Source organism: Methylobacterium phyllosphaerae, from assembly GCF_001936175.1.
GTDB lineage: Bacteria > Pseudomonadota > Alphaproteobacteria > Rhizobiales > Beijerinckiaceae > Methylobacterium > Methylobacterium fujisawaense.
Genome location: NZ_CP015367.1, coordinates 1,195,640 through 1,222,500, shown reverse-complemented (window position 1 = coordinate 1,222,500; position 26,861 = coordinate 1,195,640). Strand labels below are relative to the sequence as shown.

Annotated in this window: 21 protein-coding genes (1 of these 21 cut by a window edge); 4 read left to right on the top strand and 17 right to left on the bottom strand. The window is 72.3% G+C overall.

Translation table 11 applies throughout. The annotated features are described in order from the left end of the window. The 8 genes from MCBMB27_RS05360 to MCBMB27_RS05325 all read right to left on the bottom strand — a co-directional run. On the bottom strand, positions 1-113 hold the 5' end (the start) of the coding sequence (locus MCBMB27_RS05360) for a TatD family hydrolase (protein ID WP_075380020.1). It extends 691 nt beyond the left edge of the window; 113 of the gene's 804 nt are visible here — the first part of the coding sequence; its start codon is at positions 111-113; its stop codon lies off the left edge, out of view. 32 nt (positions 114-145) lie between these two features. Further along, positions 146-1,723: a methionine--tRNA ligase gene (gene metG, locus MCBMB27_RS05355; protein ID WP_075380019.1), complete on the bottom strand. Its 1,578-nt coding sequence runs from the start codon at positions 1,721-1,723 to the stop codon at positions 146-148. Between the two features lie 993 nt (positions 1,724-2,716). Further along, positions 2,717-3,769, bottom strand: a complete 1,053-nt coding sequence (locus MCBMB27_RS05350) for a DNA polymerase III subunit delta' (protein ID WP_043354545.1) — start codon at positions 3,767-3,769, stop codon at positions 2,717-2,719. 375 nt (positions 3,770-4,144) lie between these two features. After that, a complete protein-coding gene (gene tmk / locus MCBMB27_RS05345; protein ID WP_078947163.1) occupies positions 4,145-4,867 on the bottom strand; it encodes a dTMP kinase in 723 nt (240 codons plus the stop codon). A gap of 10 nt (positions 4,868-4,877) precedes the next feature. After that, the gene (locus MCBMB27_RS05340; protein WP_043354561.1) at positions 4,878-6,122 is read right to left on the bottom strand and encodes a D-alanyl-D-alanine carboxypeptidase family protein; all 1,245 of its coding nucleotides are present in this window, start codon (positions 6,120-6,122) and stop codon (positions 4,878-4,880) included. 172 nt (positions 6,123-6,294) lie between these two features. Then, a complete protein-coding gene (locus MCBMB27_RS05335; protein WP_043761076.1) occupies positions 6,295-7,626 on the bottom strand; it encodes a septal ring lytic transglycosylase RlpA family protein in 1,332 nt (443 codons plus the stop codon). A gap of 281 nt (positions 7,627-7,907) precedes the next feature. Beyond that, positions 7,908-8,246 (bottom strand): ribbon-helix-helix domain-containing protein, encoded by a 339-nt coding sequence (locus tag MCBMB27_RS05330; protein WP_043354543.1) that lies wholly within the window; start codon positions 8,244-8,246, stop codon positions 7,908-7,910. Then, a complete protein-coding gene (locus tag MCBMB27_RS05325) occupies positions 8,230-8,877 on the bottom strand; it encodes a ParA family protein (protein WP_043354541.1) in 648 nt (215 codons plus the stop codon). Before MCBMB27_RS05325 ends, MCBMB27_RS05330 begins: the two co-directional genes overlap by 17 nt. A 318-nt stretch (positions 8,878-9,195) precedes the next feature. Between MCBMB27_RS05325 and MCBMB27_RS05320 the strand changes: the two genes are divergently transcribed. Beyond that, on the top strand, positions 9,196-9,810 hold the full coding sequence (locus MCBMB27_RS05320; RefSeq protein WP_051044948.1) for a PAS domain-containing protein: 615 nt from the start codon (positions 9,196-9,198) through the stop codon (positions 9,808-9,810). 79 nt (positions 9,811-9,889) lie between these two features. Continuing rightward, positions 9,890-11,527, top strand: a complete 1,638-nt coding sequence (locus MCBMB27_RS05315) for an acyl-CoA synthetase (RefSeq protein ID WP_053609825.1) — start codon at positions 9,890-9,892, stop codon at positions 11,525-11,527. A gap of 56 nt (positions 11,528-11,583) precedes the next feature. On the opposite strand, the gene MCBMB27_RS05310 is transcribed toward MCBMB27_RS05315, so the two are convergent. Continuing rightward, positions 11,584-11,769, bottom strand: coding sequence for a hypothetical protein (locus tag MCBMB27_RS05310; RefSeq protein WP_053609826.1), 186 nt, complete (start codon positions 11,767-11,769; stop codon positions 11,584-11,586). A gap of 291 nt (positions 11,770-12,060) precedes the next feature. Between MCBMB27_RS05310 and MCBMB27_RS05305 the strand changes: the two genes are divergently transcribed. Beyond that, complete coding sequence (locus MCBMB27_RS05305; RefSeq protein WP_075380018.1) at positions 12,061-13,362, top strand: alpha/beta hydrolase; 1,302 nt, start codon at positions 12,061-12,063, stop codon at positions 13,360-13,362. Between the two features lie 239 nt (positions 13,363-13,601). Next, complete coding sequence (locus MCBMB27_RS05300) at positions 13,602-15,878, top strand: TonB-dependent siderophore receptor (RefSeq protein ID WP_043389447.1); 2,277 nt, start codon at positions 13,602-13,604, stop codon at positions 15,876-15,878. A 117-nt stretch (positions 15,879-15,995) separates the two neighbouring features. Here the strand turns inward: MCBMB27_RS05300 and MCBMB27_RS05295 are convergent, their stop codons facing one another. The 8 genes from MCBMB27_RS05295 to MCBMB27_RS05260 all read right to left on the bottom strand — a co-directional run bounded on the left by MCBMB27_RS05295 (position 15,996) and on the right by MCBMB27_RS05260 (position 26,502). Further along, the gene (locus tag MCBMB27_RS05295; RefSeq protein WP_075380017.1) at positions 15,996-17,537 is read right to left on the bottom strand and encodes a PhnE/PtxC family ABC transporter permease; all 1,542 of its coding nucleotides are present in this window, start codon (positions 17,535-17,537) and stop codon (positions 15,996-15,998) included. Then, the gene (locus tag MCBMB27_RS05290; RefSeq protein ID WP_043389445.1) at positions 17,537-18,217 is read right to left on the bottom strand and encodes an ATP-binding cassette domain-containing protein; all 681 of its coding nucleotides are present in this window, start codon (positions 18,215-18,217) and stop codon (positions 17,537-17,539) included. The genes MCBMB27_RS05295 and MCBMB27_RS05290 overlap by 1 nt, the downstream gene beginning before the upstream one ends. Before the next feature lie 5 nt (positions 18,218-18,222). Next, positions 18,223-19,149, bottom strand: a complete 927-nt coding sequence (locus MCBMB27_RS05285; RefSeq protein ID WP_051976367.1) for a putative selenate ABC transporter substrate-binding protein — start codon at positions 19,147-19,149, stop codon at positions 18,223-18,225. Positions 19,150-19,326: 177 nt separating this feature from the next. Further along, a complete protein-coding gene (locus MCBMB27_RS05280; protein ID WP_043389442.1) occupies positions 19,327-20,652 on the bottom strand; it encodes an adenylate/guanylate cyclase domain-containing protein in 1,326 nt (441 codons plus the stop codon). Continuing rightward, the gene (gene hflX / locus MCBMB27_RS05275; protein ID WP_043389440.1) at positions 20,652-22,076 is read right to left on the bottom strand and encodes a GTPase HflX; all 1,425 of its coding nucleotides are present in this window, start codon (positions 22,074-22,076) and stop codon (positions 20,652-20,654) included. The genes MCBMB27_RS05280 and hflX overlap by 1 nt, the downstream gene beginning before the upstream one ends. A 279-nt stretch (positions 22,077-22,355) precedes the next feature. Next, positions 22,356-22,607, bottom strand: a complete 252-nt coding sequence (hfq, locus tag MCBMB27_RS05270; RefSeq protein ID WP_007563033.1) for an RNA chaperone Hfq — start codon at positions 22,605-22,607, stop codon at positions 22,356-22,358. 200 nt (positions 22,608-22,807) lie between these two features. Then, positions 22,808-24,172, bottom strand: coding sequence for a nitrogen assimilation response regulator NtrX (ntrX, locus tag MCBMB27_RS05265; protein WP_012318476.1), 1,365 nt, complete (start codon positions 24,170-24,172; stop codon positions 22,808-22,810). Then, positions 24,169-26,502, bottom strand: a complete 2,334-nt coding sequence (locus MCBMB27_RS05260; RefSeq protein WP_418287725.1) for a sensor histidine kinase NtrY-like — start codon at positions 26,500-26,502, stop codon at positions 24,169-24,171. The genes ntrX and MCBMB27_RS05260 overlap by 4 nt, the downstream gene beginning before the upstream one ends. Positions 26,503-26,861 lie beyond the last annotated feature (359 nt).

Here is a 26,861-nt window from a genome sequence, read left to right as displayed (position 1 = left end):
GTGGCGATGGTGAGCATGCCGGTGACGCCCGCGGCCTTCGCCCGGGCGATGACCCCGGGCAGGTCGGCGGCGAAATCCGGGAAGTCGAGATGGCAGTGGCTGTCGATGAGCATCGGGTCTCGGGGCCGTCGGGCGGCAAGATTCGTCAGGCGGACGGGGTCTCGGGGCGCTCGAAGCGCGGGAAGATCGGCGCGGGGGCGGCGAGCGCCGTGCCCGGCACGAGCCGGCCCCCCTCCCCCACGGCGGCGAGGCTGCGCCGGTCGGCCGGCACCGCCAGCAGGTCGAGGAGCTTGGCGGCCGCCCCCGGCACGAAGGGCTGGGTCAGGATGCCGAAGACGCGCAACGCCTCCAGCGTCGTGTAGAGCACGGCGTTCATCCGCGCCGGGTCGGACTTGCGCAGGCGCCAGGGCTCCTGGGCGGCGAAGTAGCGGTTCGCCTCCGCCACCACGGCCCAGATCTCGGCGAGGATGCTGTGCAGCGCGAGGTCGCCCATCAGGGTGCGGGCGCGCTCCGGCAGGGCATCGACCTGGGCGAGCAGGGCGCGGTCGGCCTCGTCCAGGCTGCCCGGATCCGGCACCGCACCGTCACAGTTCTTGGCCACCATCGAGAGCGAGCGCTGGGCGAGGTTGCCGAGGTCGTTGGCGAGATCGGCGTTGATCCGGCCGATGATCGCCTCGTGGCTGTAGCTGCCGTCGCCGCCGAACGGCACCTCGCGCAGCACGAAGTAGCGCACCGGGTCGACGCCATAGGTGTCGGCAAGCTCGAACGGGTCGAGGACGTTGCCCAGCGACTTCGACATCTTCTCACCCTTGGAGAGCAGGAAGCCGTGGCCGAAGACGCGCTTGGGCAGGGGCAGCCCGGCCGACATCAGGAAGGCCGGCCAGTAGACCGCGTGGAACCGGACGATGTCCTTGCCGATGATGTGCAGATCCATCGGCCAGAATTTTTTTCGCGGATCGGACCCGTCGGGGAAGCCGGTGACGGTGAGATAATTGGTGAGCGCATCGACCCACACGTACATGACGTGGCTCGGATGGCCGGGCACCGGCACGCCCCAGTCGAAATTCGTGCGGCTGACCGAGAGGTCCTTGAGGCCGGAGCGCACGAAGCTCGCCACCTCGTTCCGGCGGGTGTCCGGCCCGATGAAGTCGGGCTGGTCCGCGTAGAGCTGCAGCAGCCGGTCCTGATAGGCGGAGAGCCGGAACAGGAAATTCTCCTCCTCCATCCACACGACCGGCGTGTCGGTGGCGAGGCTGCGGCGGCTGCCGTCCTCCAGGAGCCGGGTCTCGGCCTCGTCGTAATAGGCCTCGTCGCGGACCGAGTACCAGCCGGCATATTTGTCGAGGTAGATGTCGCCGTTGGCCTCCATCCGCCGCCAGATCTCCTGAGCGGCGGCGGAATGGCCGGGCTCGGTGGTGCGGATGAAGCGGTCGTAGGCGCAGTCCAGCCGGTCGGCCATCGCCTGGAACCGGGCGGCGGTGCCGTCGACATACGCGCGCGGGGTGGTGCCGGCCCGGGTCGCGGCCTGCTGGATCTTCAGCCCGTGCTCGTCGGTCCCGGTGGAGAACAGCACGTCGTAGCCGTCGAGCCGGTGGAAGCGCGCGATGGCGTCGGCGGCGATCACCTCGTAGGCATGGCCGATATGGGGCGCGCCGTTGGGGTAGGAGATCGCGGTCGAGAGGCCGAAGGTTTTTTTCAGGGGCGCCGGGGCGTTGGACGTCACGTCTGTGGTGTTCCGGATGAGCGCGGGAAGCTGCCCGCGTTGTCGCGCGACCGGAGCCGGGACGCAACCGTCGCGGCCGGCAAGACCGGCGCTGCCGCGACGGCGGCCGGTCCGGGAGGCGGCCGTCGTCGACCGTCTCCGGACATGCGTCATCGTCCCCGCGCGCCGATGGCGCCGGGGGCATGGCCCGGGAGCGAACACGAGGGACGCCGCGGGAACCCAGGTGTCGGCCAAAGTCGCGCGGGATCCGATCCCCGCGGCGCCCCGCGGCATCGACCGGGCGCCTCCCCCGGCCGGTGCCGTCTTTCTCGTCGCGGCGTCTCCAGCGCCCCGGTCCTGCGACTCCCTGTTAGCGGTCTCGGGCGAGGCCCAGGCACGCCGTGCCCGCACCTCCGGAACCCGCATCAGCGCCGTGGCCTTCCAGCCGCCCCCCGCCTCGTAGTGGGCGGGTCCGCAGGTCGCTCAGGGTCGGCCCAGAGGCGGGTCGGCGCGGGGGCATTTCCTCGACCCCGCCGGGCAAACTGCCGCCCGGTCTCACGCCCGCTTCCGAGACACGCCCCGCACCGGTCCGCCGCCCGGGGCGATGGCGGCTGAGAGCCACCGACGCGGGCGCCGCCCCGCCCCCGGACCCGCCCGGTCAGCCACCGGGCGGGTCCCCGAAGGACGCCCCGGGATCGCTCCCGGGACGCCGCGGACAGGTGCGGTCAGGAAGCACAAAATAGGAACATTGTCAAGGTGCGGGCGGCGCGTCCGGGCGGTGATGCCCTGCGCCCATCGATCCGCGCGGTCACCCCGGGGCGCCGCAGACGAACCCGGACCCGGAGGGGCACGCCGGAGCCGGGCGACCCGGGAACACCGTCCGTGCGAGGCCGTGCCGCCTCGGCGTGTCTGGATCCCAGGCCCCGCCGGGCGGCCCCGGGACGACGGGATGCGGCGGCCTCACGCGGCGGCCTCTCACGGCGCCCATCGCCCGCGGCACCGCCGCGTCCGGCCCTACGCCACCTCGGCGAGGTCCCCGAACAGGGACAGCATCACCGGGCGCCGGTCGAGGTTGTAGATCGCCGCCTCCCGGGCGGCGCGGCCGAACCGGTCGGCGACCTCCACCAGGGCGGCGAGGCGGGCGGGGGGCTCGTCCCGGCGCCGGTCGATCTCGGCCGAGACGAAGCGCAGCACCGCGTCCTGGGCGGCCTCGAACCGCGCCTCCGCGTCGCGGCCCGCCAGGGTCTCGGCCAGCTTGAGCACCCGGCCCCAATCGGGCGTGCGCGCCCGCGCCAGCAGGGTCTCGATCTCGGCCACGAGGCCGGCGGTGACCGGATCGAGCATCGCCAGCGCCCGGGCGACCGAGCCCTCGCACTGGGCCAGCGCCCGGGCCAGGGCGGCCTCGTCGGGTTGCGGGAAGGGCTCGGGCAGGCCGCGCACCACCTGGGCGACCGCCTCGGGGGACAGCGGGCGCAGCATCAGGACCCGGCAACGGGAGCGGATGGTCGGGAGCAGCCGGCCGGGCTGGTGGGACAGGATCAGGAACAGTGCCCGGGGCGGGGGCTCCTCCAGGACCTTGAGCAGGGCGTTGGCGGCGTTGGCGTTGAGATCCTCGGCGCTGTCGAGGATGCAGACCCGCCAGCCGGAATCCGTGGCCGTCGAGGCGAAGAGGTCGAGGGCCCGGCGCACCATGTCGACCGAGATCTTGGTCGGCAGCGTCTTGGTGCCGGCGGTCCGGTGGCGGCGCAGGACCACCAGATTCGGGTGCGACAGGCCCGCCACCTTGCCGATGACGGCATCGTCCGCCGGCACGTCGAGGCCCGCCGGCCCGCCGCCCGCGGGATGGGCGAGCAGGCGGCGCGCGACCCGGTAGGCCAGCGTCGCCTTGCCGATGCCGGGGGCGCCGCCGATCAGCCAGGCATGGTGCAGGCGGCCCGCCGCGATCGCGGCCGCGAAGGCGTCGGCCGCCGCCCCGTGGCCGACGAGCCCGAGGGTCTCGCGCGGGCGCGGGATGCCCGACAGGTCTCCGGGCTCGACGTCGTCGGCGGCGCGGTCCACGGGTTTCATGCGAGCCTTCGCTCCTCTGGCGGTTCCGGCACCGCTGCGCTTCCGGAAGCCCACGGGGGCGGTGCCCAGCGCCCCCGAGAGCGCCCCTCGGAACGCCCCTGGGCCGGTCGCACCGGCCTCGCCCGGGCCTCACCGACCCACCCCGTGCCGGTCGCGCGCGGCCCGGCGTGCCGAGCCTGCGTGCCGAGAATGGGCCTCTCCGGCATTCTCGCGCGCGGAACGAAGGGCGAGCGGAGGTTCCACCGCCGACGCGCCCTGCACCCCGTGATCGTGCGCCGGCTCGACCTTGACGGGTCAGCGCCAGGGAGCGGCGGTTTCCATCCGGACGATAGCCCGGACGGGGCACGCCGCAAACCGGCCGCGGAGCGCCGCCGCTCACACCGCATCGCCGCTTCTGCCCGTCCCCTTCGGCCGGTCGGGCAGAAGCTCGGGCAGCCGGGACGCGACGACGGCCCGGATCGCCGCCTCGACCGCGTCGGGATCGCGGGACGCGTCGATCACCGCGCAGCGCTCCGGCTCGGCCCGGGCGATCGCCAGGAAGGCCTCCCGCAGCCGGATGTGGAAGTCGAGGGCCTCGGCCTCGAACCGGTCGGCCCCCTGTCCCGTCCCGGCGCCGCGCCCGGCCGCGCGGGCGAGGCCCGCCTCGGGGGCGAGGTCGAGGATCAGGGTGAGGTCGGGCCGGGTCGGGCCGACGACGACCCGCTCCAGGGCGTCCACGATCCCGGGATCGAGGCCGCCTGCGGCGCCCTGATAGGCCCGGGTCGAGTCGATGAAGCGGTCGCACAGCACGATCTCGCCCCGGCGCAGGGCCGGACGGATCAAGCGGTCGAGGTGGTCGATCCGGGCGGCGCTGAACAGCAGGGCTTCCGCGAAGGGGCCGTAGGGCTTGGCGACGCCGTCGAGCAGGGCCGTGCGGATCTCCTCCGCCCGCGGCGAGCCGCCGGGCTCGCGCGTCACGCAGACGGCCCGGCCCGATTGCGCGCGCAGGGTCGCGGCGAGGCGGGCGATCTGGGTCGACTTGCCGGCCCCCTCCCCCCCCTCGAAGGTGAGGAAGGCGCCGCCCGCCTCCGCGGGATCCCGGAGCCGCAGCACGGTCACGCGCGCGCCGTCACGAGGGGTTGGCCGCCCCGGCAGCACCCTTGTCCGTTCCCTTGTCGCCACCCTTGTCGCCGCCCTTGCCGGCCCGGTCGAGGGCCTTGCGGACGAGGCCGGTGCCGAATTCCAGCGCCGCATCCATCGCCCGCTGCGACAGCGTGCCGGGCTCCACCGAGGCGCCGGCGTAGAGGGGCTGGTCGAGGGCGACCGTGTCGCCGCGCTGGATGCGCAGGACGCCGACTCGCCGGCCCTCCTCCACGGGGGCGACGAGGGGCCCGGTATAGATCACCTTGGCGCTGACCCGGTCGCTGGAGCCGCGCGGCAGCAGGACCCGCACGGGTTTCTTCGCCACCAGCGGCACCGAGCCCGACTGGCCGCCATACACGGAGGCCTCGGCCACGGTCTCGCCCGGCGTGAAGACCTGCCGGGGCTCGAAGGCGCGGAAGCCCCATTCCATCAGCTTGCGCGACTCGGAGGCGCGGTCCCGGGCGCTCTTCAGCCCCGAGACCACCAGAACGAGCCGCTGGCCGTTCTGCACCGCCGAGCCCGTGAGCGCGTAGCCCGATTCCTCCAGGTAGCCGGTCTTGAGCCCGTCCGCGCCGATGTCGAGGGCGAGCAGCGGGTTGCGGTTCTGCTGGCGGATCTTGTTCCAGGTGAACTCCTTCTCGGAGAAGATCTTGTAGTAATCCGGGTAGGTGTCGATGATGTGCAGCGCGAGCTTGGCCATGTCCCGGGCCGTGACCTTCTGGTCGGGCGCCGCGTAGCCGGTGGCGTTGCGGAAGGTCGAGTTCGTCAGCCCGATCTCCTTGGCGCGCTGGTTCATCAGCCCCGCGAAGGCCTCCTCGGACCCGGCCATGTTCTCCGCGATGGTGATCGCCGCGTCGTTGCCCGACTGCACGATCAGGCCGCGCAGCAGGTCCGCCATCTTGATGCGGCTGTTGACCTGCGCGAACATCGACGAGCCGCCCCCGCCGGCGCCGCCGCGCTTCCACGCGTCCTCGGTGACGGTGAACTCCGTGTCCATGGAGAGGCGGCCGGATTTCAGCGCCTCGAACACGATGTCGGTGGTCATCAGCTTGGCCATGCTGGCCGGCGAGAACCGCTCGTCGGCGGCCTTCTCGAACAGGACCGAGCCGGAATCGGCGTCGATCAGGATCGCGTGCGGGGCCGCGGTCTGGAAGCTCTGTGCGGCGGCGGCGGCGAGGCCGGCGCCCAGGGCGCAGGCGGCCGCGAGGAGGGTGAGAAGGGGTCTGCGCATCACCGTTCCGTCCCACGCCTGCCGCCGGCCCGGAAGCATCCCGGCCGTATCCCAATAACAAGCGTGACCATATTACGGTTTCGGCGCCGGATCGAACGCGAAATGCCGCATCGGCGGCCGAGACCCGGCCGGGATCCGGCCGAGGCCCCGATGGCCGACGCCGCGGGCGGCGTCAGTAGATCCCGGCCAGGCGGGCGTGATGGGCGCCGGCAGGGGCGGCGATCCTGCTCGGTGACGCCTTGCCGGGCGCCGCGGACTTGGCAGGCGCTGCGGACTTGGCAGGCGCCGCGGACTTGCCGGGCGCCGCCTTGGACGGCGCGGCTGCCGCGGGCTTGGCCGGCACGGCGGCGAGGCGTGCCATGGCGAGCTTGGCCGAAGCCGGCAGCGGCGCGGAGGGCGGCGCGGAGGGGCCCTTGGCGAGCTTCGTCGGGCCGGGCGCCGGAGCCCCCCGGCCGTGGACCTCGGCGAGCGCCGGACGGGCGGCCGAGCCGGGTTTCGAGGCGATTTTCCCGGCAGCGGCATGCCCAGGCGCCTGGGGCGCTCCCTGGGCGAGGGCCGGGTTGAGACCCGCGACCTTCAGGTTGCCGGCCCCGACGCCGCCACCCTTGGCGGCGGCGGTCTGGACGGGGGCGGGCCGGAACTCCCGCACCCGCGGGGCGGTGGGCTGCACGGCCGCCGGGACCGTCACGGCGGCGGAGGCCAGCATGATCGGCGCGCGCACCGGCGCCGTCCTCTCGGGCCGCGCGGCCGGGGTCTCGGCGGGCTCCGACGCGGAATCCTGGGCGGGACGGAAGGCCAGCGGCGCCGGGGCGGAGCGCGTGTAGCGCTCCGTGTCCTCGGTCGGGCCGAGATCGGCCATCATCACGGTCGAGCGGCCGGCCGGCCGGCCGTCGGTGCGCAGGCTGGCGAGCAGCTTGCGGTCGTCGCTGCCGGCCACCGAGGCCTTGCCGACATATTCGACGCGCACATGCGCGGTGCCCTTGCGGTGGAAGCCCAGGGCGTCGGCCGCCTCCTCCGACACGTCCATGACGCGCCCGGCATGGTAGGGGCCGCGGTCGTTGACGCGCACCACCATCGAGTAGCCGTTGTCGAGGTTCGTCACCCGGGCGTAGCTCGGCAGCGGCAGGGTGGGGTGGGCGGCGGCGATCGAGTGGCGGTCGAACACCTCGCCGTTGGCGGTCATGCGGCCGTGGAAGGCCGAGCCGTACCAGGAGGCGAGCCCCTCGCGCACGTAGCCGTTCGGATTCTCCTTCGGCACGTAGGTCTGGCCGGCGACCACGTAGGGCTTGCCGGTGTAGCGGCGGCCGCCGCCCTTCGGGATCACGTCGCCCTCGTTGTAGAGGCGCGGGCTCGCCTTGACCCCGTATTTCGGGTCGATACCGTTCCCGGCGGCGAGCTTCTGCTGGGGCGAGGTGGCGCAGTTGGCGGTGGCCAGGGCCACGCCCGAGACGGCCATGAGCCGCAGGGCGAGGCGCGCCGGCCGGGGAAGCGTCGTGCGCACCATCGTGGGGGTCACCAAACTCTACGCGTGGCCGGGGCCCGAACCGGACCGGATCCGGACGCGCCAAGAGGCCCGCGGCCGGGTCCACCCAGAATTGTAGGGATCGCGTAAAGGAAGCCTGAACGTTGCCGGAGGTCGGGGTTCAGGCGCTGCGCCCGACGGCGCCGGGCGGTTTGTGCGTGATCTCAGGATCGACGCATAAAAGGCTGTTCGAGAAGGGGAAAGGCGCTCCCGGAGGGCATCTCCCTCCCCGCCGCGGGGGAGGGAGGCGGAGCCGCCTGCCCTCAGCGGGACTGCGCGTCGGTCAGCTGCGCGATCGACTGGGCGCCGCGCTGCTTGAACAGCAGATCGAGGCCCTCCAGAATCAGGGCGTGCATCTTGGTCCTCTCGGCGTAGGCGAGGTCGCGCAGCTGGTCGTAGACCGGCGGCTCCAGATAGACCGACATCTGGCGGGCCCGCTGCTTGAGCGTGGCCGCGGGCTTCGGCACCGGAGGCGCGAGGGTCAACGACACGATCTCGGCGCCCTGCGGCCGGACCGCCGGCGCGGATCGGGCGAGGGGCTTCACCTGCGGGCTCGCCGAGGCCACGATCGCCGCGAGGCTGAGCTTAGGCGGCTTGGACATGCTGACCCGTCCTCAGGGGCTGCGTGCGGCGCTCGATCCAGGACCAGAGGCGGCGGACCTCCCCGGCGGCCTGGCCCTTCGGGTTGAATTCGGTGACGCCCTGCCCGAGGCCGATCGCGTCCTGGTGGTCGGTGCGGGCGACGATGTTCACGTCGGGCAGGATGCCGAGCACCGCCAGCCCGTCCGCGGCGTCGCGGACCCGGTAGGAGCGCGGCGGGGTCTGGTTCAGCACGAAGGCGAACTTCTTCTCCAGCCGGTAGACGGCGGCCAGCGTCGGCTTGAACGCCCGCAGGTCCGCGGGGGTCGGCCGGCACGGGATGATGCACAGGTCCGCCGCGCGGATCGCCGACAGCGTGCCGGTGGAATCGACCCCCGGCGTGTCGATGAACACGTAATCGTAGGCGGATTCGCGCAGGCGCTCCATCACGGCGTCGATCTGGGTGGCGTCGATCTGCGCCACCTCGGGGCCGTCGGCGGTGCGGTGGTCGAGCCAGTCGGAGATCGTGGCCTGCCGGTCCATCTCCAGGATGCAGACCGTGTGGCCGGCTTCCCGGGCGGCCACCGCCAGGGAGATGCACAGCGTGCTCTTGCCGCTGCCGCCCTTCTGCGTGACGAAGGTGATCGCTTTCATCCTGGGCGTCCTCCAGAAGGCCCCGTGCATCCGTTCGGGCGCCCGCGACCGCCGGTCGCTGCGCCGTCTGGATCAACCTCAGGTATGGAATTTGCGGCGTGCCGCGATCCTGTGACCCAAGGATGTCCCGAGGCAGGTTGCGGCCGACATGGTTAACGACCCGTTAAGACGGCGCGTCGTTCCGAAGATCCAGGCCCAATGCGGCCACAGGCTATCCATCTAAACTTCAGGTTAAGATTCTTAGCATATAGAGAGTTAACAGCCTTTCCAGCGGCGCTCGGATACCGTAGCGTGAGCGCGGGTGAGACGAGGAGTCCGATGGGGGTGAAAACCTCAAGTTTAAAAGCGGGTGTCGCCCCGGCGCGGACTGGCGCGGCCGAAGCCCCGATCCCGCAAGCCGTTCTGGAAGCCTCCGGCGTCGTGGGCACCTGGGCCCACGATTACTGGGCGGGGCAGCTGGCGCTCTCGGCCACCTTCGCGGATCTGCTCGGCCTCGACCCCGAGGCCGCCGCCGGCGGGGTGTCCCTCGAGGTGTTCCTCGATCACACCCATCCCGAGGACCGCATCCGGATCGAGAGCTACCTGCACGCGATGGCCGAGACCGGCGGTCCGGTCGAGGCGGAGTTCCGCACCCGCGACACGCGCACCGGGATCCGCACGCTGCTGATGCGCGGCCGGATCGAGCGGGACCCCGCCGGCGGGGCGACCCGGGGGCGCGGCATCGCCATCGACCGCACCGAGGAGCAGGCCGCCAATCTCGTGCAGAGCGAGCGGGTGGTGAACCGGATGGCCGAGCACATCATCGCCCTGCGCGACCTCGCCCGCGCCCTGCACCGGCCGACCCTCACCGACCGGATCGAGCACCTGATGATCGAGATCGGCTTCGAACTCGCCCGCTTCCTGCCCGAGCCCGAGGACGAGCCCCGCCACTGAGGATGCCCGCGCCCGCCCGATTGATCGCGCCCGTCCCGGCAAGCTACGGTCCCGGCAACATTTTGCCGGGAGGACGGGGATGGCCCGCGACACGATTTACGACCGCGACCTCGACCGCGTCCCGGCCAACCACCAGCCGCTGACCCCCCTGCTCTACCTGGACCGGGCCGCGCGGGTGTTTCCCGAGCACGTGGCGGTGGTCCACGGCCCCCTGCGGCGCTCCTACCGGGACCTCTACGCCCGGGCGCGCCGCCTCGCCTCGGCGCTGGCGGCGCGCGGGATCGGCCGGGGCGACACCGTGGCGGCGCTGCTGGCCAACACCCCCGAGATGATCGAGTGCCACTACGGCGTGCCGATGACCGGGGCGGTGCTCAACACCCTCAACACCCGCCTCGACGCCGGCGCGATCCGCTTCTGCCTGGAACACGGCGAGGCCGCGGTGCTGATCACCGACCGCGAATTTTCCCGCACGGCCGCCGCGGCGCTGGAGGGGCTGGAGACCAAGCCGTTCGTGATCGACGTGGACGATCCCGAATACGACGGCCCCGGCGCCCGCCTCGGCGAGACCGACTACGAATCGTTTCTGGCCGGCGGCAACCCGGAGCACGACTGGCGTCTCCCGGACGACGAGTGGGACGCGATCGCCCTGAACTACACGTCGGGCACCACGGGCGACCCGAAGGGCGTGGTCTACCACCACCGGGGGGCGGCGCTGCTCGCGCTCGGCAACGTCATCACGGGCGGGCTCGGCCAGCACCCGGTCTATCTCTGGACCCTGCCGATGTTCCACTGCAACGGCTGGTGCTTCCCCTGGACCCTGTCGGTGGTGGCCGGCACCCATGTCTGCCTGCGCCAGGTCCGGGCGGAGGCCATGTACCGGCTGATGGACGAGCACGGGGTCACGCATCTCTGCGGGGCGCCGATCGTGATGCAGATGCTGATCAACGCCTCCGATGCCGAGCGCCGCGACCTGCACAAGCGCGTCGCGTTCTTCACCGCCGCCGCGCCGCCGCCGGAGGCGGTGCTCGCCGGCATGTCGGAGGCCGGGTTCGACGTGACCCACCTGTACGGCCTGACCGAGAGCTACGGGCCGGCGGTTGTGAATGCCTGGCACGGCGACTGGGACGCCCTCGCGGCCGACCAGCGGGCGGCCAAGAAGGCGCGCCAGGGCGTCCGCTATCCGGTGCTCGAGGCCCTCGACGTCCGCGACCCTGAGACGATGGAGCCGGTGCCCGCCGACGGGGCCACGATCGGCGAGGTGATGATGCGCGGCAACGTGGTGATGCGCGGCTACCTCAAGAATCCCGCCGCCACGCAGGCCGCCTTCAAGGGCGGCTGGTTCCGCACCGGCGACCTCGGAGTGAAGCACCCGGACGGCTACGTGCAGCTCAAGGACCGCTCGAAGGACATCATCATCTCGGGGGGCGAGAACATCTCGTCGATCGAGGTGGAGGACGCCCTGTTCAAGCACCCGGCGGTGGCCGCCGCGGCGGTGGTGGCCAAGCCCGATGCGAAATGGGGCGAGACCCCCTGCGCCTTCGTGGAGCTGAAGCCCGGCGCATCCCCCAGTGCCGACGAGCTGATCCAGTGGTGCCGGGGGCGGCTGGCCTCCTACAAGCTCCCCCGCCACGTGGTGTTCGGCGAGCTGCCCAAGACCTCCACCGGCAAGGTGCAGAAGTTCATCCTGCGCGAGCGGGCCCGGCAGGAGGGGACCTGACCGGCATCCGTCGGAAGATCCCGGCGGACGGGGCTGACGCCGCCCGCTCGGACCGATCAGGCCTGCGGCGGAATCCGGCGGTCGACGCGGACCGGGACCGGCACCGCCCTGGGGGCGGACCCGGCGTCGCGGAGGTCCGCGAGGATCTGAGCGACGAAGGCCTGGAGCGACACCACGCTGAACAGGCTGATGGCGGCGACCAGGGCGGCGGAAACCAGGGTCTTGGCGGTTGCGGGATCCACGGCTGGAGTCCTTGGCTTTGCCCCGCCGCGGGTGATCCGGGCGAGGGGCGCGCGTAGCGGCGCCGATGCGATCCCAAGGTGGGCGTGCCGCCCGCGCCGCGCCAGCACCGCCGCGGGCGCGCCTGGCATGCGCCGGGGGCCGGGCTCGGCCGCGATCCGGTTGCCGTGACGCTTCGCCCGACCCCGCCGCGGACATCGCGGGCGGGATGGTGCAGCTTTCCCGGCTGGCCGAACGTTGCGTTTCCCGCAATAAGCGCCCGCGCGGAGTGGCGCGCATCCGGGAGAGACGGCATGGCCGGCAACGGCATCGCGAACGGCGCCCGCGCGGCGCTGCTCGCCGTTCAGGGGCTGAGCCTGTCTGCCGGGTTGGCCGCCGGGTTGGCGGCGGGACTGGCGGCGGGGCCGGCCCGGGCCCAGGGCCCTGTCCCGGCCCAGCCGCCGGCGCAGGCCGCCGCCCCCCAGAGCGTGGCGCCCGCCTCCGCCCCGGCGGGACCGTCCGAGCCGGTGACGCGCGCCGGCTATTTCTACATCGGCGGCCGCTACCAGAAGCTCGGCGACAAGACCGTGATGGTCGGCCAGATGTTCGTGCAGTCGCGCAGCCCGGCCCGGATCACGCAAGCCTACCCGGTGGTGATGGTCCACGGCCTCGCCCAGACCGGCGTGAACTACCTCGCCACCGCGGATGGCCGCCCGGGCTGGGTGCAGCGCTTCGTCGAGAAGGGCTACCCGGTCTACGTGGTCGACCAGGTCGGGCGCGGGCGCTCGGGCACCAACCCGGAGGTCTACGGCCCCTACGACCGGCTCGGCACCCGCAGCCTGGAGCGCACCCACACGGCCCCGGAGGTCTACGACCTGTACCCGCAGGCCAAGCTCCACACCCGCTGGCCGGGCGGGGCGGGCGTGCCGGGCAACGCCGCCTTCGATCAGTTCTTCGCCAGCCAAGTCCCCTTCCTCGCCAACAGCCAGCAGACCGAGGAGCTGGTCGATCCCGCCCTGCTGGCCCTGCTGGAGAAGATCGGTCCGGCGATCCTGATCACCCACGGCCAGGCGGCCCTGTTCGGCTGGGCGGCCTCGGATGCGCGGCCGGACCTCGTCAAGGCGCATGTCGCCGTCGAGCCGAACGGCCCGCCCTTCTTCGACGTGCAGTTCCGCGGCGGCAAGGAGTTCTGGGAGAAGACCGGGGACGGGCGCGCCCGGGCCTACGGCCTGACCCGCATGCCGCTGACCTTCGATCCCCCGGTCAAGGCCCCCGAGGACCTGATCGTGGCGCAGCAGGCCAAAGGGTCCGACGCCAAGGGGGGCGACCCGAAGGGGGGCGACGGGCGGATCCGCTGCTGGCTGCAGGGCGAGCCCGTCCGGGCCCTGCCGAACCTCGCGAAGGTGCCGACCGTGGTGGTGACCGCGGAGGCCTCGTTCCACGCCACCTACGACGAGTGCACCATCGCCTTCCTGACCCAGGCCGGCGCCAAGCCCGACGTGGTCCGGCTGGCCGATCAGGGCCTCCACGGCAACGGCCACATGATGATGCTGGAGACGAACAGCGACGCCGTGGCGGACGTCCTGGCCGGCTGGATCGCGGGCCGCGTGAAGTAGCCCCGGGCCGCCGGGCCGCGGGCCCGGTCGCTGCACCACCGATACGTGTTGAAATGGCAACAGCCCTCGTCTTCCGCGCGAAGGCTGCTTGCGGCCGCGCCCGGCTGCCCGTAGTCCGGGGCTGGAAAGATCAAGTATTACAGTAGTTTATCACGATTCTAAACAGCGCGGCCGACACGTCGGGGGCGAATCCGGCGAACGCGGCCGGCTGCCCGCAGCGTCGCATCCGGCAAGAGATCATGAGAGCCGCCCACCCCCTCCCCGGCGCCACGGGCATCGTCCGGCGCGTCACCCTGCGCACCCTCCTCGCCGGCGCCTCCCTGGCCGTCCTGGCGCAGGCCGCGCCGGGCCCGGCCCGCGCGCAGGACGCCGCGCCGCGCCGCGGTGCCGCCGCGGCGCCGGCCGGCAGCAGCGTGCAGCTCGAGGAGCTCAGCGTGGAGAGCCAGGGCGGCGGCGGGCCGGCCTCCGCGGTCCGCGCCGGGGCGCCCGCGCGCGCCGTGGAGAGCCCGACCGGCCCGATCGACGGCTACGTGGCCCGGCGCTCGGCCACCGCCACCAAGACCAACACCCCGCTGATCGAGACCCCGCAATCGATCACCGTCGTGGGCCGCCAGCAGATCGACACGCAGAACGCCCAGACCCTGCAGCAGGCGACCCAGTACGTGGCCGGCACCTATGCGGGCACCTTCGGCGCGGATTCACGCCTCGACTATTTCCAGCTGCGCGGCTTCGTGGCGAGCGATTACGGCCTCTACCGCGACGGCCTGCAGCTCCTGAACTACGGATTCGCGTATTACCGGGTCAACACCTACGGGCTGGAGCGCGTCGAGGTGCTGCGCGGCCCCGCCGCGGTGCTGTTCGGCGCCGGCAATCCCGGCGGCCTGATCAACCAGGTCACCAAGCGCCCGACCGAGACGCCGTTCGGCTCCATCGAGGTCGGCGGCGGCTCCTTCGACCAGCGCTACGCCGCCTTCGACGTCGGCGGCCCGGCGGATCGGGAGGGCCACTGGTTCACCCGCCTGACCGGCTACGCCCGCAACGGCGGCACCCAGGTCCAGGGGGCGCCGGACGACAGCTACTACATCGCCCCGGCCTTCACCTATAAGCCGGACGGCGCGACCCGGCTCACGATCCTGTCGAGCTTCCAGCGCGACAACTCCGCCGTGACCTCGAACTTCCTGCCCTATTACGGCACGGTGAAGCCGACCGCGCTGGGCCTGCGCATCCCGCGCGCGCTCAACGTCGGCGATGCCGGCTTCAACACCTTCCGGCGCGACCAGGCCTTCATCGGCTACGAGTTCGAGCACGCCTTCGACGAGACCTGGACGGTCCGCCAGAACGCCCGCTACGCCTTCGCGGAGAGCTACCAGAACTCCTATATCGGCCAGCTCGGCTACGCCGATCCGCAGCAGACGCAGCTCGCCCGCTACCTGTTCCGGGACCACGCCAAGGTCGCCCAGCTCGACGTCGACACCCAGGCCGAGGCGCAGTTCTCCGACGGCTTCTTCCGGCACGACTTCCTGATGGGCGTGGAGTACCGGAACTTCCAGATCCACGACAACCAGGCCTCGGGCTTCCCAGCCCCGAACCTGAACATCCTCGCGCCGGTCTACGGTCCGCAGACGGTCTCCGCCTCGCCGTACCTGATCAACGCCGACTCGTTCCAGCAGGTCGGGCTCTACTTCCAGGACCAGATCAAGCTCACGCCGGAGCTGAGCCTGATCCTCGGCGGCCGGCAGGACTTCGTCGACAACCGGGTCTACGACCGCCTGACCCCCGCCAACAGCAACGGCCGCAACGACAGCGCCTTCACCTACCGGGCGGCGGCGATCTACAACTTCGACTTCGGCCTCGCGCCGTACGTGATGTACTCGACCTCGTTCCAGCCGCTGATCGGCACGGACATCAACAGCCAGACCTTCAAGCCGGAGACGGGCGACCAGATCGAGGGCGGCGTCAAGTTCGAGCCGCCGGGCCAGGGCTACTTCCTGACCTTCGCGGGCTTCGACATCCACCGCAACAACGTGCTGACGCCGAACCCGGCGAACACGCTGTTCCAGAGCCAGCTCGGCGCGGTGCGCTCCACCGGCTTCGAGGCGCAGCTGGTGGCCAACCTGTTCGACGGCCTCAACGTCGTCGGCTCCTTCACGGTCTTCGGGATCAACACCGTGCGGGGCACCGTCGACCAACTCGGGCGCGTGCCGGTCAACACCCCCGAAAACCTCGCCAACCTGTTCTTCGACTACACGATTCCGACCGGCGACTGGCGCGGCTTCGGCTTCGGCGGCGGCGTGCGCTACATCGGCCGCTCCTTCGCCGACGTCGGCAACACCCTGCGCCTGCCGGACTACGTGCTGTTCGACGCGCAGGTGCACTACGATTACGAGAACTGGCGCTTCCAGGTGAACGCCACGAACCTCGCCGACCGGCGCTTCGTCTCCTCCTGCCAGGCGCAGAATTCCTGCTTCTACGGCGATGCCCGGCGGGTGCTGGCGAAGATCAGCTACAAGTGGTGAGGCGGGGCGCCCGGGTTTCACGGTCCCGGTCCGGCGCAGGCTCCGGGCGACCCGGGTTCGGTTCGCGCCGCGGATCGCCGGCCGGCGCCCCGTCTGGGCCGGCGTCACCGATCCCGCTCAGGTCGGCTCCGCCCCGGTGATCGGCTGCGGCCCGGAGAGCCGGGTCGGCAGGGCGTCGATCCGCAGGGACCGGCGCAGGGCCCGGGAGAGGGCGTCGACCGCCACCGTCACCAGGGCGGTGGCGGCGATCAGCACCACGGCCACGTCGAGGCGCAGCTCTGAGATCGCCGCGTCGACGTAGAAGCCCAGCGTCGTGACCCCCAGGATGCCGAAGATCGCGCTCTCCCGCAGGATCAGCTCCCAGCGGTAGAGCAGGTAGGCCAGGAACTGGCCGTAGAGGCGCGGCACGGTCTCGTAGGCGTAGAGATCGAGGCCCCGGGGCGCGTCGGCCCGGTAGGGGATCGCGTCGGCGTGGCGGCCCATCAGGTAGGCGACGATCCCGGCATTGTGCAGCGAAAGCGCCAGGATCGCCGGCAGCATCGAGGGGCCCAGGAGCTGCAGGCCGAGATAGGCGAGCACGTATTCCGGCGTGGAGCGCACCACCACCAGCAGCACCCGCCCGAGGGGCCGCCCGACCGGGCCGGCGAAGCGCCGCGCGGTCAGCGGGAACAGGACCAGCGCCCCGAGGGCGGTGGCCACCAGCGCGATCTGCGCCAGGATCAGGGTCTGCGCGGTGCCGGGCAGGACCTGCCCGGCGAGGATCGGGCGCAGCCAGGACCAGAGCCGGACCCAGGTCTCGGGCTCGGCGAGGGCGGCGTCCCGGAGCGGCGCCGGCACGATGTCGTGGCCGAGGAAGCGCGCGAGGCTCGGGCCGATCGCCGCGCTGCCGACGGTGGGCGGCAGCGCCAGCACGGATCCGACGAGGAGGAGAGGCAGCGTCCGGGCCCGCACCCAGAGCCGCCGCGTGCCGATCAGCGCGTAGAAGATCAGGAGCAGCGCCCCGGCTTCCGCATAGCGGCCCTGGCGGAAGGCGGATTCGAAGGCAAAGCCCATGGTCGGCAGGCCGATGAAGCCGAGCACGAGGCTTGAGCGCAGGCCGCATTCCAGGCGATAGAGGGTGTAGTCGCGCATCCGCCCGGCCACCTCGGGCAGGCGGGCGTACAGGAAGGCCGAGACCGCGCCGGTGCCCGCGGGCAGGACCCGGACGGCCGCGAGGTCGGCCTCCTCGATCAGCTCGGCATAGACCTTGGCGCAGATCCCCGCATAGGGCAGCGCGATGGCGAGCACGCCGGTGGTCGCCGAGAGCCCGAAGACCTGCATCAGCAGCAGGGCCCAGAACAGCTCGTGGACGGCGCGGACGCCCGCGCAGGCGAGCCGGACCGTGCGCGAGCGGGCGAAGGGGATCGCCAGCAGCAGCCCCGTCCCGGCGCCGAGCCCGACGCCGAGCATCGCGAAGGCGACGGTGTAGACGACGCTCCAGCCCTCCACCGCGGGGAAATCGGGCCGGATCAGGCCGCCGAGAAGGCGGGCGAGGTCGGCCAAGGGGTGGAGCGTCGTGACCTGCAGGTCCGCCACCAGCAGGCCGGTGAGCGCCGCGGCCAGGAACCAGCGGCTCACCGCCGCGTAGCCGGGCCGCGGCAGGAAGGCGGGGCTGCGCATCAGGCGGCCGCGTAGAACGGGCTGAGCCGCGCCGGATCGAGGCCCGCCGACGGGGCGTCGAGGACGATCCGGCCGGCCTCCAGCACCACGATCCGGTCGGTCTGGGCGAGGGCCAGGGCCACGTCGTGGAGCGCCAGGATCAGGGTCTCGTGGCTGCGGGCCAGCTCGGTGAGGATCCGCGCGCCCTGCTGGCGGTCGAGCGCCGAGACCGGCTCGTCCCCGACCAGGATCGGCCGGCCGTTGTAGAGGGCGCGGGCCACGGAGACGCGCTGCTGCTGGCCGCCGGAGAGTTCGCCGGCCCGGGCCCAGAGCCGGTCCGCGAGCCCGACCCGGTCGAGGACCGCTTCCACCGCGGCGACGTCCGCCCGGGCCGGCCGGACCAGGGTGCGCAGGTTGTGCAGGGTCGAGCGCCGGTCGAGGCGGCCCATATAGACATTGTGGAACACCGAGAGCGGCCGCACGAGGGCGGCGGCCTGGGGCACCAGCGCCACCTGCTCGGGCGCCTGGGCGTGGATCAGGCCGATCAGGGTCGACTTGCCCGCCCCGGAGCGGCCCATCAGCGCGACGCGCTCCCCCGCCCGCACGGTCAGGTCGAGGCCCGAAAGCACCGGACGCCCGCCATAGGATGCGGAGGCGTTCCGGAGGACGATGGCCGCCCGGGCTTGCGCGCCGCCCGCCACGGACGTCAGTCCAGCAGGCCGGTGGAGCGTCCGACCGCGACGAGGGGCTCGTACGCGGCGTTGGTCACGGGGATGAACTTCGAGCGCCCGAACGGCTCCAGGATCGCCGGGTCGGTGATGCCGACGAGCGCCCCCCGCAGCCTTTCGGTGAAGCCGGCGCCGTAGGTCTGCTCCACGTCGCCCCGCACGGTCCACTGGTAATCGGGGAAGGCCGGGCTCTCCCAGATCACCGAGACCGCCTGTCGGTCGACCTTGCCGGCCTTCGCGTCGAGGTCCCAGACCGAGTAGTCGACGGCGCCCACCGCGAAGGCGCCGGACTGGACCAGCTGGATGGTGCGGCTGTGATCCCCCGAGAAGCCGACCCGGGCAAAGACCTGCTCGGGGCTCTGCCCCGGGAAGGCCTGCCGGATGAAATACTCGGGCATCAGCCGCCCGGAGGTCGAGGCGCGGGCGCCGAACGTGAAGGTCTTGCCCGCGATGTCCTTCGGGAAGGCCTTGTCGGGCTTCAGCCCCGTGGCGGCGTTGGCGATGAGGTAGGTCTTGAACGCCGCGTCCTCGGCGCCCTGCGCGATCGCCTGGGCGCCCGGCACGGCCTTGCGCGCCTGGACGCCCGTGAAGCCGCCGAACCACGCGAGCTGCACCTGCCCGTTGGTGAAGGCGGTGACCGCCGCCGGGTAGCTCTTCACCGGGATGTAGCGCACCGGCACGCCGAGCTTGGCCTCCAGATAGGCGGCGACCTTGCCGAAGCGCTCGACCAGGCGGCTCTCGTCCTGATCGGGGATGCCGGTGAACACGAGGGGCGGGAGCGCCTTCGGGGCTGCCGTCTCCTGCGCCCGCACCGGCCCGGCGCCGGCCAGGGCCGCCAGGGCTCCCAGGGCGAGCCGCCCCAACCATCCCGATTCCCGCTTCGATCCCCGCTTCGATCCCAGCATCGTTTCCTCGTGGCACCGTGCCCACGCACGGTGGGCTGACAATCCGGCGGACGTAGCAGAAGACGCCCGGCCCGCCAGCCTCAATCCGCGCGATTCCGGCGCCCTGCGGCGTCGGAAGCGGCCGGGCGAGACCGAATGCGATCGGCGTGCCGCAGTCCCGGTCCTGCCCGGGCCGCCTCAGGCGCCCGGCGCCACCGTGATCGCCGCCAGGGTGAGGGGCTCCGGCAGGGCGGCGTCCGGCACCGGCACGGCCCGGATCCCGGCCGGGAGCACGCCGCCGAGCAGATCCAGAAAATCCCCCGAGGCGGCGAGCTCGATCTCGGCCGCCTTGGCCCGGGTCTCGATCCGCGCCAGGGCGTTCATCGCCGGACCCAGCACCGTGTACTCGGCCCGCACCCCGTCGTCGAAGACCCCGACCAGGAGGTCGCCCGCGTGCAGGGCGACCACGACCCGCAGGGGGAACAGCCCCTCCCGGGCGCGGGACGCGTTGAGGGCGGCGATCCGGTCGCGGATCGACAGGGCGCAGGCAAGCGCCGCCCGGGCCTGGGCGTCGGGGTGGCCGACGACGAACTGCACCAGCACCGCGTCGCCGATATACTTGTCGACGAGGCCGCCCTGCTCCGCCACCGCCGCCTGGGCGGCCGCCCGGACCGCCAGCAGGGCCGTGACCATGGCCTCCGGCGGATGCTCGCGGGAGAGCCGCGAGAAGCCGCGGATGTCGAGGATCATCAGGCAGGCGTGGCGCCGGTGGATGCCGAGGCCGGAATCCCCGTCCTCGGCGGCGAGATCGAGGGCGACCGTGTCGGGCACGAAGCGGGCGAGCTGGGCCCGCTCGTGCTCCATGCGCAGGGCCCGCGCCACCGCCGCGCGCAGGCGGATCATGCCGTCGACCACCAGGAGGCCCGCCGCCATGAAGGTGGCGAGCCCGGTGAGCTGCGCGGTCGGAAACGTCTCGGCGTTCGGGAACAGGTCCGGATGCAGCAGCCCGACCAGGAAGGCCGCGCTCCAGCAGAGGGTGACCACGCCGCAGAACAGCAGGGTCTGCGCCACCCGCATGCTCAGGCCGGTCTGGAGCAGGAGCAGGAAGGCGGGCAGGCGGCTCACCGCGTCGGCGCCGAGACCGGCCCCGCCGCCGGCCAGCATGTGCTCGATGATCACGTAGACGGCGAGACCGGCGTTGAGCCCGGTGCCGGCCCAGCTGTAGACGTTGGCCGCGGGGCCGCCGCCCCGCTCCCGGAGACCGAACCAGACCGTGCCGAGGCCGTAGAAGCCGAGGATGAGCCAGTGGCTCAGGGCATGCAGCGAGCCGTCATAGGCCTGGGCCGCCATCAGCAGCACCAGCACGATCACAATCCGCAGGCCGAGCAGGCGCAGGCCGCCGCCGGCCTGCATGGCCCGCAGCACCGCCTCGTCGTCCGATCCCGGATCCGCCCGGCCCGCCGCCGGCGCCCGCATGGTCTGCAGGCCGGGAAGCGGTGGATTGCCGAAGCTGCCGGAGGCCATCAACCGCCCCGGCCGAGGCGCCGGGCCGCCGCGAAGCGGTTGAGGAAGCGCGGCTCCTTCTCGGGGGCGATCCGGACCGCGAGATGCAGGGTGCCGTCGGCCTCCGACCGGCGGTCGAGGATCTCGGCGTTCTCGTACAGCCAGTTGAGCGCCGCCCCGTCCTCCGGCGGCAGCGCCACCGCGAAGCTCGCGCGGTTGCGCCCGATCCGCGCCTCGATCCGGGCCGTCAGGGCGGCGAGCCCCTCCCCGGTGACCGCCGAGACCAGGACCGGCGCGGCGCTGTCGCGGTCGTTGCGGGCCTTGGCCTGGCCGCTGAGGTTCAGGAGCCGCGTGCGCTCGTCGTCGTCGAGGAGATCGGCCTTGTTCCAGACCTCGATGATCCGGTCCGCCGTGGTCTCGATGCCGAGCTCCCGCAGCACCTCGCCGACATCCTCGGCCTGGGCCTCGGAATCGACGTGGCTGACGTCGCGCACGTGCAGCAGCACGTCGGCCTCGATGGCGTCCTCCAGCGTCGCCCGGAAGGCGGCGATCAGGGGCGTCGGCAGGTCGGAGATGAAGCCCACCGTGTCGGACAGGATCACGGTCTCGCCGTGGGGCAGCTTGGTCGCCCGGGCGGTGGGATCGAGGGTGGCGAACAGCATGTCCTTGGCGGTGACCTCGGCTCGGGTCAAGGCGTTGAACAGGCTGGATTTTCCGGCGTTGGTATAGCCCACGAGCGCCACGATCGGATACGGAACCCGCGCCCGGCTCTGTCGATGCAGGCCGCGGGTGCGGACCACCGCGTCGAGGTCGCGCTCGATCCGGGTCATGCGCTCCTGGATCATGCGCCGGTCGGCCTCGATCTGGGTCTCGCCGGGGCCGCCCAGGAAGCCGAAGCCGCCGCGCTGGCGCTCCAGGTGGGTCCAGGACCGGACAAGGCGCGACTTCTGGTAGGCGAGGTGGGCGTGCTCGACCTGAAGGGTTCCCTCGCGCGTCGAGGCGCGGCGCCCGAAGATCTCCAGGATCAGCCCGGTGCGGTCGATGACCTTGGCGCCCCAGGCCTTCTCCAGGTTGCGCTGCTGCACCGGCGACAGGGCGCAGTCCATCACCACGAGGCCGATCTCCCGGGCGCGGATCAGGCCGGCGATCTCCTCGACCCGGCCCTTGCCGAGATAGGTCGAGGGCCGGATCCGCGGCAGGCTGACGGCGAGGCTCTCGACCACGTCGAGTTCGATGGCCGCGGCGAGGCCGGTGGCCTCGTCGAGGCGGGCCTCCACGGAGCGGGACGGCGCGGCGGCCCCCTGCCCGCCCCCCTGCCCGGCCCCCGAGGCGCCGCGGGCCAGATAGGGGCCGATCACCAGGGTGTGGGTCGCCGCGGCGATCTCGCCCTCGGGGGCGGCCTGCGCCTGGAGGCGGGCTTCGCCGGACGTCAGCGTCTCGCTCATGCAGCCTTTGTGACCGCCGGGAGGCCGGCGGCTTCGTTGGAGAGGTCGGATCCGACAGAATGGGGATGCGGGCGACCTCAGCCAAGATGCCGGGTCAATATGCCGGGCCGGGGCGGTGGCGGATATCCGCGACGGCATCGGGAACCAGGCCGCGCGGCGGCATCGGTCCGGAGGCCGCCCTCGCCCCGCGCGACAGCCCCGGACCGGTCCCAGCTTCGGCAGCGGCCTCGGTCGGTCCGATCCGCCGGCCTCGCCCCGGGCGCCCGGGGCGACGAGCCCTCACGCCTTCTCGGCGGTCTCGTCCGGCTCGAACAGCTGCACCGGATGGCCCGGCATGATCGTGGAGATCGCGTGCTTGTAGACCAGCTGCGAATGCCCGTCCCGGCGCAGCAGCACGCAGAAATTGTCGAACCACGTCACGACGCCCTGCAGCTTGACGCCGTTGACGAGGAAGATGGTCAGGGGGATCTTGTTCTTGCGGACATGGTTGAGAAACGTGTCCTGAAGGTTCTGTGCGCGTTCGCCCGCCATCTTCTTAGCCTTCTTGTTGTCCCGGATCGCTCCGTCCGGGATGAGTCGTATGCCGCCGGCCGGATCGTCCGAACACCCGGTCCAGGGCCCATGTATACAAATACCATGACGCCGTGAAAGCGTGGGCGCAAGCAACCCCCGTTCCAGCCGATCCGTGACGGATCGGCCCCGCCCTCAACGCGCGCCCCGGCTCCGGAGCCTCACGGGCCGATGCCCAGGGACTTCAGCTTGCGGTGCAGGGCCGAGCGCTCCATGCCGATGAACTCGGCGGTGCGCGAGATGTTGCCCGAGAACCGCGCGATCTGCGCCACGAGGTATTCCCGCTCGAAGATCTCCCGGGCCTCCCGGAGCGCGAGGCTCATCAGCTTCTCGCCGCCCGCGCCCCCCGGGGTGGTCGGCACCAGGGCGCCGATCTCGGAGGGCAGCATCTCGGAGGTGACCTCCTGCTCCGGGTCGGCCTGAGTCAGGATCATCAGCCGCTCGACGTTGTTCTTGAGCTGGCGGACGTTGCCGGGCCAGTTGTGCGACTGCAGCACCGCCATGGCGTCCTCGGCGATCCGGCGCTTGGGCAGGCCGGTCTGGGACGAGATGTTGTCCATGAAGAACTGGATCAGCTCGGGCACGTCCTCCCGGCGCTCCGACAGGGCCGGCACCCGGATCGGCACCACCGAGAGGCGGTGGAACAGGTCCTCGCGGAAGCGGCCCGCCGCGATCTCCTCCTGGAGGTCCCGGGAGGAGGACGAGATGATCCGCACGTCGACGTGGACCCGGGTCGTGCCGCCGACCCGCTGGAAGTTCTGATCGACCAGCACGCGCAGGATCCGGTTCTGGGTCTCGCGCGGCATGTCGGCGACCTCGTCGAGGTAGAGGGTGCCGCCATGGGCCTCCTCCAGGGCGCCGACCCGGCGGCCGCTCTCGCCCTCGACCCCGAACAGCTCCGCCTCCATGGTCTCGGGCAGGATCGCCGCCGCGTTGAGCAGCACGAAGGGGCCGTTCGCCCGGGCCGAGGCCTTGTGCAGGCTGCGCGCGGCGAGTTCCTTGCCGGAGCCCAAGGCCCCGGTGATCATCACCCGGGCGTTGGTCGGCGCCACCCGGTCGAGGGTCTGGCGCAGCTGGTTGATGGCCAGCGACGTGCCGACGATCCGGTTGGTGGCGCCGGAGCGCGCCGTCAGGTCGCGGACCTCGCGCCGGAGCCGGGAGGCTTCCAGCGCCCGCTCGGCCACGAGGATCAGCCGGTCGGCCTTGAACGGCTTCTCGATGAAGTCGTAGGCGCCCGCCTTGATGGCCGAGACCGCGGTCTCGATGTTGCCGTGGCCCGAGATCATCACCACCGGCAGGTCGGGGTTGGCGGCCTTGATCAGGTCGAGCACCTGCAGGCCGTCGAGCCGGGAGCCCTGCAGCCAGATGTCGAGGAAGACGAGGTGCGGCCGGCGCGCCTCGATGGCGGCCAGCGCCTCGTCCGAGCCGCCGGCCGTGCGGCAGCGGTGGCCCTCGTCGTCCAGGATCCCGGCCACGAGGTCGCGGATGTCGGCCTCGTCGTCGACGATCAGGATATCGGCGCTCATGCGTGCATCTCCGCGATCCGGGGGGCCGTCGGTGCGGCGCCCTTCTCCTCTGTCGTGACGGGACTCGTCTCGGGGGTCTTGGTGTCGGGACCCGCGCCGGACGGTTCGGGCCCGTGCTCGCGCGGGACCCGCATCCGCACCTGGCCGCCGCGGCCGGCGGGATTGTCGTTCAGCTCGATCCCGCCGCCGTGCTCCTCAAGCACCTTGCTGACGATGGCAAGCCCCAGCCCGGTGCCGCCCTCGCGGGTGGTCATGTAGGGCTCGAGGAGCCGCTGGCGCCCCTCGGCGGGAAATCCCTTGCCGTTGTCGGTGACGGCGATCACCGCGAAGCCGTCCTCGACGGCGAGGCTCAAGGCGATCTTGCCCTTGCCGAGCTCGGCCTCCGGCACCTCGGCCACGGCCTCGACGGCGTTCTTGAGGATGTTGGTGATCACCTGGCTGAGCAGCCTGATGTCGAAGGCCGCCACGATCTTTTCGGATCCCCCGGCGCCGCTCTGGGCCGAGAAGGCGAAGTCGATATCCGGATGCGCGACCCGCATCATGAACAGGTTCTGCTTGGCGATCTCGGTGAGGTCGTTCGGCGCGATCGCGGGCTTGGGCATCCGCGCGAAGGCCGAGAACTCGTCGACCATGCGCTTGATCTCGTCCACCTGGCGCACGATCGTGGCGGTGCACTGGTCGAACACCTCCTTGTCGGCGGTGATGACCTTCCCGTACTTGCGCCGGATCCGCTCGGCCGAGAGCTGGATCGGGGTCAGCGGGTTCTTGATCTCGTGGGCGATGCGGCGCGCCACGTCGCCCCAGGCGGAGCTGCGCTGCGCCTGGACGAGGTCGGTGATGTCATCCAGCGTCACCACCGAGCCCCGGGACGCGCCCTGCGCCTGCTCGCTCGTGACCCGCACCGTGATGGTGCGCTCGCCCCGGGAGCGCGTGAGCTGGATCTGCTGCTGCTGCAGGCTGCGCGAGCGCGCCTCGCTCTCGGCGAGCACGGGGGCGAGTTCGGGCACCGCGCGGGCCAGCGGCTGGCCGACCAGGGCGTCGCTCGGCAGATCGAGCATCCGCTCGGCGGCCGGGTTGGCGATGGTGACGAAGCCCGCCGCGTCGAGGCCGATCACCCCGGGCGAGACCCCCGACAGCACGGCCTCGGTGAACCGGCGGCGGGTGTCGATCAGGTCGCTCGCCGCGATCAGGCCGGCATGCTGGCGGCGCAGCTCCTGGGTCATCTTGTTGAAGCTCTCGCCGAGATGGGCGAGGTCGCCGCTGGTCTTCTTGGTCGGCACCTGGGCGTAGAAGTTGCCCGATGCCACCTGGTCGGCGGCGTTGATCAGCCGCCGGATCGGCGCCACGAACCGGTTGGCGAAGTTCATCCCGAACCAGACGGCCGAGAGCAGCGCGATCAGCGCGATCAGCAGGAACACCGACGCGAAGGTGATCTGGATCGAGCGGCGCAGCGAATCGTAGGTGAGATACTCGGCCGCCGCCGCCCGGGACACGCCGGGGAACTCGATGGCGAGCTGGCTCACCTCCCGCTGCACCATCAGCACGGCGTCGTCGTAGGCCGGCATGCGCAGCAGCGCGGCGAAGACCCGGCCCTCGGTGGGCAGGAGGCAGATCGGGTCGGCCGAGTTGGCCGCGTCCTCGAAGGCCGCCGCCGAGGGCAGGCGGTTCGTCTTCAGGACGTCGATCTTGGCCCGGGCCACCACCTCGGTGGGACCGCGCATGATCTGCGCCACCGGCAGGCCGAGATTGGTCGCCCGGGTGGTCAGGAAGGTCTGGAACCAGTCCCGGTTCACGTCGAAATTCGGCCGGGCCCGGGTCAGGTCGTCGGCGAGGATGCGGATCTCCCGGGCGAGGCTCTGGCACTGGTTCTCCTGGTAGGCGTCGGCCACCTCCACGGATTTCAGCACCACGTCGCGGACCCGGTCGGTGAAGCCCAGCGACAGGCCCCGGTCGATCGTTACGGACGCCACCACGGCGAGCAGGATCGTCGGCAGGATCGCGATCAGGCTGAACAGGCCGACGATGCGGGTGTGCAGCCGCGCCACCGCGGCATTGGCCTTGCGGGCGTGCAGGAAGACCCGCGCCTCCCAGGCGATGATGACCGCCAGCCCGAGCACCAGGGCGGCGTTGATGGCGAGCAGGGTCACGCCGTAGGCCGGCGTCGGCGTCACCCGGATCACCCCGGCCAGGATCAGGAAGGTCGCCAGCGCCGAGACCAGGGCGGTGACCACCATGGCCGCGCCGAACCAGCCCGGACCGCGCGGGCCGGGCTGCAGGGATTCCGCCAGGGGCGTCCCGGACGGCGGGGGCGCGTCCGAACCCGCGGGCATACCCGCGTCCCGCTGGTCCGCGGCCTGCTGGCCAGCGGCTTCAGCCGCCCCTTGAGCCACGTCTTGTCCAGCCCCGTCGCCGGCCCTCTCGGGTGCCGGCGTGGAGCCTTCCTCTGTCCGTGGGCGTCTCAGGAACGGCATGACTGGTGCAGGGCCACAACAGTGTGGCGGAATTAATACGAATCCGGGCTTCCGGGCGGCGGATCGGCGGCGCGATCCGTCGCATGCGACCGCCACGACTACAGCCACGACCACAGCCACGACCACAGTCCGGACCGCGGGCCCCGGTCCCGGTGGCCGCCCGCGTCCTCCGGAGCGCGGCGCGCGGCCGGTCCAGCCACGCGCGGACTGCGGGGTGT

Coding starts and splice junctions, on each gene's coding strand:
- ntrX (WP_012318476.1), bottom strand. CDS start 24,172: ATGAGCGCCGATATCCTGATCGTCGACGACGAGGCCGACATCCGCGAC.
- MCBMB27_RS05315 (WP_053609825.1), top strand. CDS start 9,890: ATGGCCCGCGACACGATTTACGACCGCGACCTCGACCGCGTCCCGGCC.
- MCBMB27_RS05335 (WP_043761076.1), bottom strand. CDS start 7,626: ATGGTGCGCACGACGCTTCCCCGGCCGGCGCGCCTCGCCCTGCGGCTC.
- MCBMB27_RS05340 (WP_043354561.1), bottom strand. CDS start 6,122: ATGCGCAGACCCCTTCTCACCCTCCTCGCGGCCGCCTGCGCCCTGGGC.
- hfq (WP_007563033.1), bottom strand. CDS start 22,607: ATGGCGGGCGAACGCGCACAGAACCTTCAGGACACGTTTCTCAACCAT.
- MCBMB27_RS05305 (WP_075380018.1), top strand. CDS start 12,061: ATGGCCGGCAACGGCATCGCGAACGGCGCCCGCGCGGCGCTGCTCGCC.
- MCBMB27_RS05295 (WP_075380017.1), bottom strand. CDS start 17,537: ATGCGCAGCCCCGCCTTCCTGCCGCGGCCCGGCTACGCGGCGGTGAGC.
- MCBMB27_RS05280 (WP_043389442.1), bottom strand. CDS start 20,652: ATGGCCTCCGGCAGCTTCGGCAATCCACCGCTTCCCGGCCTGCAGACC.
- MCBMB27_RS05350 (WP_043354545.1), bottom strand. CDS start 3,769: ATGAAACCCGTGGACCGCGCCGCCGACGACGTCGAGCCCGGAGACCTG.
- hflX (WP_043389440.1), bottom strand. CDS start 22,076: ATGAGCGAGACGCTGACGTCCGGCGAAGCCCGCCTCCAGGCGCAGGCC.
- MCBMB27_RS05285 (WP_051976367.1), bottom strand. CDS start 19,149: ATGCTGGGATCGAAGCGGGGATCGAAGCGGGAATCGGGATGGTTGGGG.
- MCBMB27_RS05325 (WP_043354541.1), bottom strand. CDS start 8,877: ATGAAAGCGATCACCTTCGTCACGCAGAAGGGCGGCAGCGGCAAGAGC.
- MCBMB27_RS05260 (WP_418287725.1), bottom strand. CDS start 26,502: ATGCCCGCGGGTTCGGACGCGCCCCCGCCGTCCGGGACGCCCCTGGCG.
- MCBMB27_RS05300 (WP_043389447.1), top strand. CDS start 13,602: ATGAGAGCCGCCCACCCCCTCCCCGGCGCCACGGGCATCGTCCGGCGC.
- MCBMB27_RS05330 (WP_043354543.1), bottom strand. CDS start 8,246: ATGTCCAAGCCGCCTAAGCTCAGCCTCGCGGCGATCGTGGCCTCGGCG.
- MCBMB27_RS05320 (WP_051044948.1), top strand. CDS start 9,196: ATGGGGGTGAAAACCTCAAGTTTAAAAGCGGGTGTCGCCCCGGCGCGG.